Origin of the sequence: Streptomyces cavernae (assembly GCF_004023625.1) — a bacterium.
In the GTDB taxonomy this organism is placed as follows: Bacteria; Actinomycetota; Actinomycetes; order Streptomycetales; family Streptomycetaceae; genus Streptomyces; species Streptomyces cavernae.
On the sequence record NZ_ML137716.1, the window covers coordinates 43,518 to 55,393 of the forward strand.

At 71.0% G+C, this 11,876-nt stretch carries 9 protein-coding genes; 2 read left to right on the plus strand and 7 right to left on the minus strand.

The genetic code is table 11. The features are described 5' to 3' along the window. Positions 1–264: 264 nt before the first annotated feature. Entirely contained in the window at positions 265–708 is a 444-nt protein-coding gene (locus EF387_RS09605; RefSeq protein ID WP_128376096.1) for an SRPBCC family protein, read from the minus strand. Between the two features lie 124 nt (positions 709–832). Beyond that, positions 833–1,612, minus strand: a complete 780-nt coding sequence (locus EF387_RS09610; RefSeq protein ID WP_128376097.1) for a metallophosphoesterase family protein — start codon at positions 1,610–1,612, stop codon at positions 833–835. A 297-nt stretch (positions 1,613–1,909) separates the two neighbouring features. Here EF387_RS09610 and EF387_RS09615 point away from each other — a divergent pair, with 297 nt between their 5' ends. Continuing rightward, the gene (locus tag EF387_RS09615) at positions 1,910–3,706 is read left to right on the plus strand and encodes an AMP-dependent synthetase/ligase (RefSeq protein ID WP_128376098.1); all 1,797 of its coding nucleotides are present in this window, start codon (positions 1,910–1,912) and stop codon (positions 3,704–3,706) included. 85 nt (positions 3,707–3,791) lie between these two features. Here the strand turns inward: EF387_RS09615 and EF387_RS09620 are convergent, their stop codons facing one another. Together EF387_RS09620 and EF387_RS09625 are read right to left on the minus strand one after the other, a co-directional pair. Beyond that, positions 3,792–5,438: a GMC oxidoreductase gene (locus EF387_RS09620; RefSeq protein WP_128376099.1), complete on the minus strand. Its 1,647-nt coding sequence runs from the start codon at positions 5,436–5,438 to the stop codon at positions 3,792–3,794. A 58-nt stretch (positions 5,439–5,496) separates the two neighbouring features. Further along, positions 5,497–6,642 carry a glycosyltransferase family 4 protein gene (locus EF387_RS09625; RefSeq protein WP_128376100.1) on the minus strand — a complete coding sequence of 382 codons (1,146 nt, stop codon included), beginning with the start codon at positions 6,640–6,642 and terminating at the stop codon, positions 5,497–5,499. Between the two features lie 114 nt (positions 6,643–6,756). Between EF387_RS09625 and EF387_RS09630 the strand changes: the two genes are divergently transcribed. Next, positions 6,757–8,013 carry a glycosyltransferase family 87 protein gene (locus EF387_RS09630; protein WP_128376101.1) on the plus strand — a complete coding sequence of 419 codons (1,257 nt, stop codon included), beginning with the start codon at positions 6,757–6,759 and terminating at the stop codon, positions 8,011–8,013. A gap of 16 nt (positions 8,014–8,029) precedes the next feature. On the opposite strand, the gene EF387_RS09635 is transcribed toward EF387_RS09630, so the two are convergent. From EF387_RS09635 to EF387_RS09645, 3 genes are all read right to left on the minus strand, one after another. Further along, positions 8,030–9,259 (minus strand): hypothetical protein, encoded by a 1,230-nt coding sequence (locus tag EF387_RS09635; RefSeq protein WP_420802547.1) that lies wholly within the window; start codon positions 9,257–9,259, stop codon positions 8,030–8,032. A gap of 65 nt (positions 9,260–9,324) precedes the next feature. Further along, positions 9,325–10,356, minus strand: coding sequence for a C40 family peptidase (locus tag EF387_RS09640; RefSeq protein WP_128376102.1), 1,032 nt, complete (start codon positions 10,354–10,356; stop codon positions 9,325–9,327). 351 nt (positions 10,357–10,707) lie between these two features. Next, a complete protein-coding gene (locus EF387_RS09645) occupies positions 10,708–11,751 on the minus strand; it encodes a C40 family peptidase (RefSeq protein WP_128376103.1) in 1,044 nt (347 codons plus the stop codon). Positions 11,752–11,876: the final 125 nt, after the last annotated feature.

An 11,876-nucleotide genomic window follows, 5' to 3' on the forward strand; every position in this document is an offset into this window, starting at 1 on the left:
CTACAGCCGGCGTTCAGGTCTGCTCCTACAGCCGGCGTTCAGGTCTGCTCCTACAGCCGGCGTTCAGGTCTGCTCCTACAGCCGGCGTTCAGGTCTGCTCCTACAGCCGGCGTTCAGGTCTGCTCCTACAGCCGGCGTTCAGGTCTGCTCCTGCAGCCGGCGTCCGCGGGTGCGGGCGTTCGCGGCTGGGCGCCCACGTGGCGGAGCCACCCCGATGTCAGGCCCCGCGCCCCTCACGGGGCGCTGCCCCACCGGCGGCGAGCGTCACGCCTCGCCCGACTCCACCCGCTTCTTCAGCCCTGCCAGCGCCCGGTCGATGATGACCTTCTCGGCCTTGCGCTTGATCATGCCGAGCATCGGGATCTTGACGTCCACCGTGAGCTGGTAGGTGACCTCGGTGCCGCCCGACGTCGAGGGCTTGAGGGCGTAGGTGCCGTCCAGGGAGCGCAGCATCTGGGACTTGACCAGGGTCCATGAGACCTCGTGGTCGCCGGTCCAGGTGTACGCCAGGGTCTGGTCGTCCTTGATCGCGCCCGCGTCCATGACCAGGCGGACCTGCTCCGCGCGGCCCTGCGCGTCGGTGGCGATGACCTCCGCCTCCTTCACCTCACCCGTCCAGTCGGGGTAGCGGGCGAAGTCGGCGATGACCTTCATGACGTCGGCCGGCGCCGCCTCGATCGTGATGCTCGAGCTGGTGTGTTCCGCCATCGCCGTGGCTCCTCCAGATGCGGTCCGGCCAGGAAGAAAGTACTGCCGGTACGTGCGGATATAGACGCAGCGTGCAGGCTACCGCGCTGGGGACCCCTCACGTCGCCCGCCCCGGGTCGAACCGTCACCACTCGAGCACCCAGGGCCTCCCTGTTCCCGCGAAGTGGCCCACGTTGACGCATTCGGTGCGCCCGATCCGCATCCTGCGGGCCAGTGGCTGGTGCACATGGCCGAAGAGGGAGTAGCGGGGGCGGGTCTTGCGGATGGCGTCCAGCAGGGCGCGGCTGCCCCGTTCGAAGCGCCGCGGCACCGTGTCGTAGACCAACTCCGGTACGTCCGGCGGGATATGGGTGCACAGCACGTCCACCTCGCCGACGGCCTCGATCTTGGCCGCGTACTCCTCGTCGTCGATCTCGTAGGGCGTTCGCATAGGGCTGCGCAGACCGCCGCCGACGAAGCCGAAGGCCCAGCCGCCGATCTCCACGCGTCCGCCGTCCACGACGGTGGTGCCCGGGCCGGCGTACTCCGGCCACAGGGCCGGGATGTCGACGTTGCCGTAGGTGGCGTACGTAGGTGTGGGGAGCACCGCGAACATCTCGGCGTACTGCTTGCGTACCGCTTTCTCGATGGCCCGCTCACGGTCCATCCCCGCCCACAGCCGTGCGCCGAACTCCCGCGCCTCCTCGAACCGGCGCGCGGTCCGAAGCTCCACAATCCGGTCCGCGTTCTCCACACCGAAGAGGTCCGGGAAAATACCTCGTGAATGATCGGCGTAGTCGAGGAAGAGGACGAGGTCGCCCAGGCAGATCAGCGCGTCGGCGCCCTCCCCGGCCCGGGCCAGGTCACGGGCGTTGCCGTGCACGTCGCTCACCACATGGACACGATTGCTGCGGGTCGCTCCCATGTCGATCAACCCTAAGGGCGGCGCCACACATGTGAACAGGGGCGCCCGGACGGCGGTAACTCACCGTCGCGAACGGCGTGGAACACTGGATTGATGAGCACCACCCGGGCGTGTGACGCAGCGAACATCTCGCCAGGACCCCCTATCGGAGAACCCGTACCGGTGGGTAACGTCCGGCCAGTCCAGTTGTGCTCTGGATTTCAACCAAACTGAGTCCCGAGCACCCGCCCCAGCCTTGGACCGCACCGGAGCAGCACACCCCGTCGTGGCGCCGGCGCCTTGTGAGGAGCAGCAGTTTTGCGCGAGTTCAGCCTTCCGGCTTTGTACGAGGTCCCTGCGGACGGCAATCTGACCGACATCGTCCGCAGAAACGCCGCGCAGCATCCCGACGTCGCCGTCATCGCCCGCAAGGTGGGCGGGACTTGGCAGGACGTCACCGCCACGGACTTCCTCGCCGAGGTCAGGTCCGCGGCCAAGGGCCTGATCGCCTCGGGCGTCCTGCCGGGTGACCGGGTCGGCCTCATGTCGCGCACCCGCTACGAGTGGACGCTGCTGGACTTCGCGATCTGGTCGGCCGGAGCGATCACGGTCCCGGTGTACGAGACCAGTTCGCCCGAGCAGGTGCAGTGGATCCTCGGCGACTCGGGCGCGACGGCCTGCGTCGTCGAACTGGACTCGCACGCGGCCGCCGTCGAGTCCGTGCGGGACCGGCTGCCCGCCCTCAAGCACGTCTGGCAGATCGAGGCCGGCGGGGTGGAGGAGCTGAGCCGCGCGGGCCGGGACGTCACCGACGAGATGGTGGACGAGCGCAGTTCGTCGGCCAAGGCGGACGACCCGGCGACCATCGTCTACACCTCGGGCACCACCGGCCGCCCCAAGGGCTGTGTGCTGACCCACCGCAGCTTCTTCGCCGAGTGCGGCAACATCGTGGAGCGGCTGCGCCCGCTGTTCCGCACCGGAGAGTGCTCGGTGCTGCTCTTCCTGCCGCTCGCGCACGTCTTCGGCCGGCTCGTGCAGGTGGCCCCGATGATGGCGCCGATCAAGCTCGGCACCGTACCGGACATCAAGAACCTCACGGAGGAACTGGCTGCGTTCCGGCCGACGCTGATCCTCGGTGTGCCGCGGGTCTTCGAGAAGGTCTACAACTCCGCGCGGGCCAAGGCCCAGGCGGACGGCAAGGGCAAGATCTTCGACAGGGCGGCGGACACGGCGATCGCCTACAGCCGCGCCCTGGACACCCCTTCGGGCCCGTCGCTCGGGCTGAAGATCAAGCACATGGCGTTCGACAGACTCGTCTACGGCAAGCTGCGCGCGGTTCTCGGCGGCAAGGGCGAGTACGCGATCTCCGGCGGTGCCCCGCTCGGCGAGCGGCTCGGCCACTTCTTCCGCGGCATCGGCTTCACGGTCCTGGAGGGCTACGGCCTGACCGAGTCGTGCGCGGCGACCGCCTTCAACCCCTGGGACCGGCAGAAGATCGGCACGGTCGGGCAGCCGCTGCCGGGGTCGGTGGTGCGGATCGCGGACGACGGCGAGGTGCTGCTGCACGGCGAGCACCTGTTCAAGGAGTACTGGAACAACCCGGGTGCGACGGAGGAGGCGCTGGCCGACGGCTGGTTCCACACCGGTGACATCGGCACCCTCGACGAGGACGGCTACCTCAGGATCACCGGCCGCAAGAAGGAGATCATCGTCACGGCGGGCGGCAAGAACGTCGCCCCGGCGGTGATCGAGGACCGCATCCGCGCCCACGCGCTGGTCGCGGAGTGCATGGTCGTCGGTGACGGGCGGCCGTTCGTGGGCGCGCTGGTCACCATCGACGAGGAGTTCCTGGGCCGCTGGGCCGCCGAGCACGGCAAGCCGGCGGGCTCCACCGCGGCGTCGCTGCGCGAGGACCCGGATCTGATGGCCGCGATCCAGAGCGCGGTCGACGACGGCAACGCCGCGGTGTCCAAGGCGGAATCGGTACGAAAGTTCCGTGTACTGCCGGCCCAGTTCACCGAGGACTCGGGCCATCTGACGCCCTCGCTGAAGCTGAAGCGGAACGTTGTGGCGAAGGACTTCGCCGACGAGATCGAGGCGATCTACCGGGGCTGAGCAGCCGTGTGCCGGCCGGACCGGGTACTGGGGGCTGCGCCCCCAGGTCCCCGTCGGCCCGGACGGCCTCGTCCTCGGTCGCTGTTCACTCCGCCGTGTCCTCCGCGATGACCCGCGCCATCGTCCGTTCCGCCAGTGCCGTGATCGTGAGGAACGGGTTGACCCCGATGGAGCCGGGCACCAGTGAGCCGTCCGTGACATACAGCTTCGAATACCCCTTCACCCGGCCGTAGTCGTCGGTGGCCCTGCCCAGGACGCAGCCGCCCAGCGGGTGGTAGGTGAAGTCGTCGGCGAAGACCTTGCTGGACGAGCCGAAGAGGTCGTAGCGGTAGATCGTCGAGTTGGCGGAGTTGATCCGGTCGAAGAGTTTCTTGGCCATGCTCACCGACACCGCGCTCTGGGCGGCGGTCCAGCCGAGCTTCACGGAGTCGTTCGCCGCGTCGTAGGTGAAGGAGGCCCGCTGGGGGTTCTTGGTGATCGCCAGGTACAGGCTCACCCAGTGCTCCAGGCCCGTGGGCAGCGGGGCGATCTCGGCGAAGACGGGGTTGGCGGTGTTGGCCCAGTCGTCGATGCCCATGACGGGCATGGTCGACTGGTTGGCGCCGACGGTGTCCCAGAGGTGGTTGGCGCGGCCGAGCATCACATTGCCGTTGGTGCCGAAGCCGGCGCCGACACTGGCGTCCAGGGCTGGCAGCGTGCCGAGGGCCCGGGCCCTGACCAGCAGTTCGCTGGTGCCGACGACACCCGCGCCGAGGAAGAGGTAGGTGCAGCCGTATTCCTTGGTCTCGACAACGTTGCCGGTAACGTCGATGCGGTCGACGGTCAGGACGTAGGTCCCGTCGCTCGCCCTGCGGATGCCCCTGACCTTCTCCAGGGTGTGGATGGTGACGTTCCCGGTGCCGAGGGCGGCGGCGAGGTAGGTCTTGTCGAGGGTGCGTTTGCCGTGGTTGTTGCCGTAGATGACCTCCTGGCCGAGCGCGGACTTGGTGGCGGTGCCGGCGGCCTCGCGCTCCATGTAGGAGAAGTCGTAGACGTTGGGCACGAACGTCGTCTTCAGGCCGGCCTTCTGGGCGTGCTTCCGGGAGACCCGGCTGAACTGGTACCACTCGGTGGACTCGAACCAGGCCGGGTCGATGTCGTTGACGCCGAGCATGGCGCGGGCGCGCGGGAAGTACGTGTTGTACATCTCGGTGGCGTTCACCGTCGGGAACTGCTCGGTGAAGTACGACCGGAGCGGTGTGACGGCCATACCGCCGTTGACCAGGGAGCCGCCGCCGACGCCGCGGCCGGCGTAGACGGACATGTTGCCGAAGTGCACCCTGTCCAGGACGCCCGGGTAGGGGGTGATGTTCCTGTTGACCACGTCCAGCCAGAGGAAGGTGGCCAGCGGGGCCTCGGTGCGGGTCTTGAACCACATCGACCGCTCGTCGGGCGCGGCGGTGGAGCAGAAGATCTTGCCGTCGGCTCCGGCGGTGTTCCAGAGCCTGCCCATCTCCAGGACGATCGTGCGGATCCCGGCCTGGCCGAGTCTGAGGGCGGCGACGGCGGCGCCGTAGCCGGAACCCACCACGATGGCGGGCGCGTTGTCGGCCGCGGCGGGCTCGGCGGCCCGGGCGGCCTGGAGGCCGACCCGGGTGAGGCCGAGCACGGCGGCGGACTGGAGCGCGGCGACGCCCAGGAGGCGGCGTCTCGACAGCCCACTGTTCTGACGGTTCGTCAATTCTTCTGTCATGTACGCAGGATGTGCGGACTCGCACGTTCCTACTAGGGGTACTCGATGCCCGCTTTTGTCACTTCAGCAACAGCTTGAGCCTCTCGCCCAGCAGGTCCCACCGCCACCGCTCCTCGACCCATTCCCGGCCGCGCTCCCCCATGCGGCGGCGCAGTTCGGCGTCGCCGAGGAGGGCCAGGATCCGGTCGGCCGCCTTCTCCGCCGAACCCCCGCGCACCACCCAGCCGGTCTCGCCGTCGAGCACCGCGTCGGGCGCCCCGCCCGAGTCGCCCGCGACGACCGGCAGACCGGTCGCGGAGGCCTCCAGATAGACGATGCCGAGACCCTCGACGTCCAGACCGCCCCGACGGGTCCGGCACGGCATGGCGAACACGTCCCCGGCGCCGTAGTGCGCGGGCAGGTCGGACCAGGGCACCGCCCCGGTGAAGAGGACCGCGTCGGCGACCCCTGTCTCGTGCGCCAGCGTGCGCAGGTCCTTCTCGTACGGCCCGCCGCCGACGATCAGCAGGACCGTCTCCGGCTCCCGGGCGAGGATCCGGGGCATCGCGCGGATCAGGGTGTCCTGGCCCTTGCGCCGGACCAGCCGCGATACGCAGACGACCACCGGCCGGTCGGTGAGCCCGAGCCGCTCACGCACCTGAGCGCCGCCCGAGCCGGGGTGGAAGGTCTTCTCGTCGACCCCGGGCGGGAGCTGGACCATCCGCGCGGCCGCCTCGGGGGTGAGCGCGGTGGCGATCCGGGAGCGGGTGTACTCGCCGAGGTAGGTGATGGTGTCCGTGGACTCGCCGATCCGGCGCAACAGCTGCCGCGCTGCGGGCAGTTGCGCCCAGCCCGCCTCGTGGCCGTGCGTGGTGGCCACCAGCTTCCTCGCCCCCGCCCGCCGGAGCGCGGGCGCCATCAGGCCGAGCGGCGCGGCCGCCCCGAACCACACCGCCGTGCAGCCGTGCTCGCGCAGCAGCCCGACGGCCGTGCGGGTCGCGGCGGGTGTGGGCAGCAGCATCGTCGTGCGGTCGCGGACGACGATGAAGGGCTGCTCGGCGTCGAAGGCCGCGGTCGCCTCCACACCTTCCCGGGAGCGCTTCCAGGTGGAGGCGTAGACGACGATCCGGTCCGGGTCCAGACGCAGCGCCATGTTGTGCAGGAAGGCCTGGATCCCGCCGGGTCTGGGCGGGAAGTCGTTGGTCACGATCAGGGTCTTGTGCATCGCGGTCGACAGTACCGAACCCGGACAAGGCCGAACCTCGATGGCCAGTCCACAGCGGGCTGCGTCATCATGACTGGACACAGGATCGACCGAGATCACCGCTAGTGAGGCCCAGTGGACAGCAGCGAACCGGACAGCGGCGAACCGGACAGCAGCAAACCGCGTTATCCGGTCGGGCTCCTGGTCGTCTGGGGTGTCACCAGGGCGCTGCTGCTCCTGTTCGTCTTCAAGGTGATCGTCTTCCCCGGCCCGGACGTCACCACCGATGTCTCGGTGATCTACCAGGGCTGGTACGAGGTGCTGCGCACCGGAACGTTCCCGCTGGACGACGTCACCTGGCAGTACCCGCCCGCCGCCGCGCCGGCGATCCTCTCCCCCGGACTGCTGCCGTTCCTGCCGTACGCCAACGCCTTCTACGTGCTGGTCTTCCTCGCCGACTCGGTGGTCTTCCTGCTGCTGCTGTCGGCGGGGCTCAAGCGGGGCCGGACCCGGCGCGGCACCTGGATGTGGGTGCTCGGCGTCCCGCTGCTCGGGCCCACCGTGTACGCGCGCTACGACGTGATGGTGACGGCCGTCGCGGTGGCTGCGCTGCTCGCGGCGACGCGGAGCGAGCGGGCGATGGGGGCGCTCACGGGGTTCGGCGCGCTGGTGAAGGTGTGGCCGGTGCTCCTGCTCGTCGGCTCCCGCAGCCGCCGCGCCTGGGCCTGGGCCGGGGTGACGGCCGCGGCGACGTCCCTTCTCTTCGCGCTGACCATGCCCGGCGCCTTCGCGTTCCTGACCTTCCAGCGGGAGAGGGGCACCGAGGTCGAGTCGCTGGGCTCGCTGGTCTTCCACGTCGCCCGCCACTTCGGCTGGGAGGGGGAGGTCCAGTTCAACTACGGGTCGGTGGAGTTCGTCGGACCGTACGTGCCCGCCGTCAGCCAGGCGGCGCTGGTCCTGACCCTGCTGGCGTTCGGCTGGCTGCTGTTCTGGCGGTTGCGCGCCGGCCACTTCCCGCCGCACACGCTCGCCGACGCCGCGTTGGTCGCGGTGCTGATGTTCACCGTCACGAGCCGGGTGATCAGCCCCCAGTACCTGGTCTGGCTGGTGGGTGTCGCGGCGGTGTGCCTGGTCTCCCGGGACAGCGTGATGACCCCGCCGGCCGTCCTGGTGCTGGTGGCCTGCCCGGTGACGGTCCTGGAGTTCCCGGTCTACTTCGGGAACGTGGTGAGCAGTGACGGCCTGGGGATCACTCTGCTGTTCCTGCGCAACGGGCTGCTGGTGGCGGCGGCGGTGACGGGTGCCGTACGCCTGTGGCGCGGCACGGTCGCCAGGGACGAGCCGGCCTCCCCGCCCCCGCGGACGGTCGCGGACCCGCTGGCCTCCTCCTGACCCGGCGAGCGCCGGATCAGCGGAGCCGGGCGCCCACGTACTCCCGCCACTCCGCCGTGAAACGCTCCTCGGTCGTGCCGAGCACCTCACGCAGCGCGGCCGCCACCGCGCCCTCGCGCCGGCCGTGCGTGCCCACCGCCCGGTAGAACTCGGCGAGGCGGTCCGGACCCCAGCGGCCGGCGATCATGGTGCAGGCCAGCCAACCGCCCTCGTAGGCGCGGGCCAGTCGCGCGGCGTCGCCGGCGAAGGCGAAGTCCCCGTCGGCCGGCAGCCGCTCGGGCGCCCGGCCCTCCCGTACCGCCGTCCGCAGCTCCGGCGCGGCCTGCGCCGCCGTACGTCCGCTGCCGAGGTAGCCGACCCAGTCCGCGTAGCCCTCGGAGAGCCACAGCGGTGTCGCCGCCGACGTCTGTGCGCGCGTGGCCACGTGGGTGGTCTCGTGGGTGAGCACGACCCGTCTGCCGAGATCGCCGAGCAGCCCGTACGCCTCGGGGTTGACGATGATCCGGTCCGCGGGCGACCGCGCGGAGGCACCGGCCTCCCCGGTGGTGACGGCTGCTATGCCCCGGTACCCGGACGCGGGCGCCCCCAGCAGCGCGGCCATCCCGGCGAGTGTCTTCGGTACGAGGACCACGACCCGCTGCGACCATTCGCCGCGCCAGGCGCGCGAGACGGCGGGCACGGCACGGTCGGCGAGGTCCGCGTAGTCGCGCAGTCCGGCGCGGGGCTGGCCGACGCCGAGGACGAGGCTGCGTTCGCCGTGGACGGCGCGTACGGGGCCCTGCTCCCACAGTTGCTGCCCGCTGCCCCGGGCGGGCCGGTCGGAGGCGACGTACCAGCGGCCGTCGGTCCGCGTCAGCCTGAGCGTGCGGGCGGCCCGGACGGGGGCCCTGTCGTAGCCGTCGACGCGGTAGCCCAGTTCGGCGTCGGCGGTTGCCCCGGTGCCGCTTCGGCGGAGTTGGGTGAGCCGGTACGACCAGGCTGCGAGGGGCATGTGGCGAAGGTTGGCGAACACGGCGCGCGCGGCGGCCGGTTCGCCCGCCGCGGAGGCGTCGGAGGTCGCCGCGAAGGCCGCCGCGTCACCGTCCAGCACCGCAGCGGCCCGCCGGTCGAGCAGCCGCTGCACATCCGCCGTCGTGGTGTCCGGGGCGGTGGAACCGCAGCCCACAAGGCCCGTGAGCAGCAGCGCGCAGACGCCCATCGACAGCGCCCGGGGGGACCGCCTGCGCGGCCTCGGGGACGGTCTCATGGGCGGCCTCCGGGACGCACGGCTTGGACCAGCCACGCTCCGATCGTACGGGGCGTCCGGTGAGGTCAGACCCGGGTGACCGAGGAGACGGGCATCATGCCGACCGGGTCGTGCCGGACGGGGGCGCCCGGGTAGGGCGCGTGGATCACCTGGCCGTCGCCGACGTACATCCCGACGTGGCTCGCATCGGAGCGGTAGATGACGAGGTCGCCGGGCTGCGCCTGCGACAGCGGCACCTGGCGGCCGGCGTGCTGCTGGGCCTGCGAGGTGCGCGGCAGACCGACCCCGGCCTGCGCGTAGGACCACTGCATCAGGCCCGAACAGTCGAAGCCCGACGGGCCGTTGGCGCCCCAGACGTACGGCTTGCCGAGCGCCGAGCGCACGGCGGCCACGGCGGCGGCCGCCCGGCCCGACGCGGGCTCGGCGCCCTGGGGAGCGGGTGTGCCGGCGCGCCCGGACCGGGAGGCCCGCTCGTAGGCGGCGCGTTCGGCGTCCGGCAGGGTGTTGAGCAGCCGGCGTGCCCGGGCGAGCTTCCGCTCCACGGTGCGCTTGTGGCGGGCCACGGCCTCGCGGCTCTTCTCCAGTTCACCGAGTGCGCGGATGGTCTCGGCGCGCTCCTGGGCGAGTTCGCGCAGCGCGTCCTCGAGGTCCCTGAGCTTTCCGGCCTGGCGCACACCGATGCGGTTCAGGGCGGTGGCCTTGTCGAGGTAGTCGTCCGGGTCGTCGGCGAACATCAGCGCGACGGACGGATGGATGCCACCGGAGCGGTACTGGGCTCCCGCGAGCGAACCGAGCGCGCCCCGCATGGTGTTGACGCGCTCCTGCTGCCGGGCGATCCGGTCCCGGGACTTCGCCACCTGGGAACGGAGCGCGTCGGCGTGCTCGTCGGCCTTGTTGTACGCCTCGGTCGCCTTCTCGGCCTCCCGGTACAGGCGGTCGACCTCCGCCCGGGCGTCGGCCGGCCTGTCCTGTGGTTCGGCGTCCGCCGGTGTGACGCCGAGGGCCGCCGCGGCGGCGGTGGCCGCGGACAGTACGGTGACCGTGAGCCCGTGGCCCCGGTTCGGGCCGGACGGTGCAAGGCGACGATGGGAGCCCACGACCGGTCGCTCTCCTCTTCCGCTGACTGAGCTGACGGCCCCCTGCGCGGGGGAAACGCGCCAGACACTAGCCGCGCCAGGATGCGACGGCGAAAAGGCCCGGACGGGTACACAACGGGACACCCCGCCTCAGACGCAGGTCACCGGCGGGGTGTGGAGTCAGTGGGCGTTGCCGGAATTCGCTCGATCGGGCGGACGTGCGTGGGCAAGTCTGACGCCGATTGATTGTCCGTGGAGGCCGCGCGGTCGGGACGCCGGCGGAACGGCGATCAGACGCGCGGGATCAGGCGCGTGGGGCCGAACGCCCGGGATCAACGCGTCGGATCGAACGCGCGGGATCAGCCGTGTGGATCAGATGCGGACGCCGAACATGAACGGGCCGCCGATGGTGTTCATCGACTCGTAGCGCACGACGGTGCCGGTGCGCGGCGCGTGGATGATCTGGCCGTTGCCCGCGTAAAGACCCACGTGGTGCAGGTCGTTGAAGAAGAAGACCAGGTCACCGATCTGCAGGTCGCTCGCCGAGTAGATCCGGGTGCCGTCGTTGGCCTGGGCCTGGGAGGTGCGGGAGATGCCGACGCCCGCCTGGGCGTAGGCCCAGGAGGTGAGGCCGGAGCAGTCGAAGGAGCTCGGGCCGCTGGCGCCGTAGACGTACGGGGAGCCGAGCCTGCTCTGCGCGGCGGCGTACGCGGCGGCCGCGCGGCCGGAGGCGGCCTTGCCGGAGCCGCCCTCGAGGGCGGTGCGCTCGCTGGTGCGGGTGGCGCGGTCCTGGTCCGCCTGGAGCGCGGCCTTCTCCTGTGCCGTCAGCGAGTTGAGCAGCTTCTGCGCCTGGGCCAGCCGGGACTGGACTTCCTTCTTCTTGCTGCTGAGTTCGGCCCGGGTGGCGGAGAGGTCCTCGAGCTTGTCGGTGGCCTCGGCGCGCTGCTGGGCGAGCGAGCGCTGCTTTTCCTGGATCTTCTTCAGCGTCTCGACCTGCTGACTGCTCAGCTGGTCCATCGTGGACGCCTTGTCGAGGTAGTCGTCCGGGTCCGAGGAGAGGAAGAGCTGCAGGGAGGGGTCGATGCTGCCGGTGCGGTACTGGGCGCTGGCCATCGTGCCGATGCCCTCGCGCAGTTCGTTGAGCTCCTCCTGGCCGCGGGCGACGTTGTCCTGGAGGGTCGCGATCTGCTTCTCGAGCTTCTGCTGCTTCTCCTTGGCCCCGTTGAGCTTCTCGGTGGCCTTCTCCGCCTCTTCGTAGAGCTTGTCGACCTTGGACTTGACCTCGTCCTTGCTCGGCTTCGTGACTGGGGCGGCGTTGGCGGACTGGGCGGTGAGGGCCACGGCAGCGGCCGCCGTCGCGGTGAGCACAGTCACACGCGCTCGGCTCGGCTGCTTCGGTCGACGGTGGGACGCCACGGAGGCGAACTCCTTCTCTCCCTCAGCCGCCTACCGACGGGCCGGCGGGCGGTGCCCCTCCGCCGTCACTCCCGATGAGTGATCGCCCGAGCGGGGGTTCGCGCCAGACCCTAGTGATGTTCCTG

Bases quoted from the DNA above. Each gene is read 5' to 3' on its own strand.
- EF387_RS09605 (WP_128376096.1), bottom strand. From the start codon at position 708: ATGGCGGAACACACCAGCTCGAGCATCACGATCGAGGCGGCGCCGGCC.
- EF387_RS09610 (WP_128376097.1), bottom strand. From the start codon at position 1,612: ATGGGAGCGACCCGCAGCAATCGTGTCCATGTGGTGAGCGACGTGCAC.
- EF387_RS09620 (WP_128376099.1), bottom strand. From the start codon at position 5,438: ATGACAGAAGAATTGACGAACCGTCAGAACAGTGGGCTGTCGAGACGC.
- EF387_RS09625 (WP_128376100.1), bottom strand. From the start codon at position 6,642: ATGCACAAGACCCTGATCGTGACCAACGACTTCCCGCCCAGACCCGGC.
- EF387_RS09635 (WP_420802547.1), bottom strand. From the start codon at position 9,259: ATGAGACCGTCCCCGAGGCCGCGCAGGCGGTCCCCCCGGGCGCTGTCG.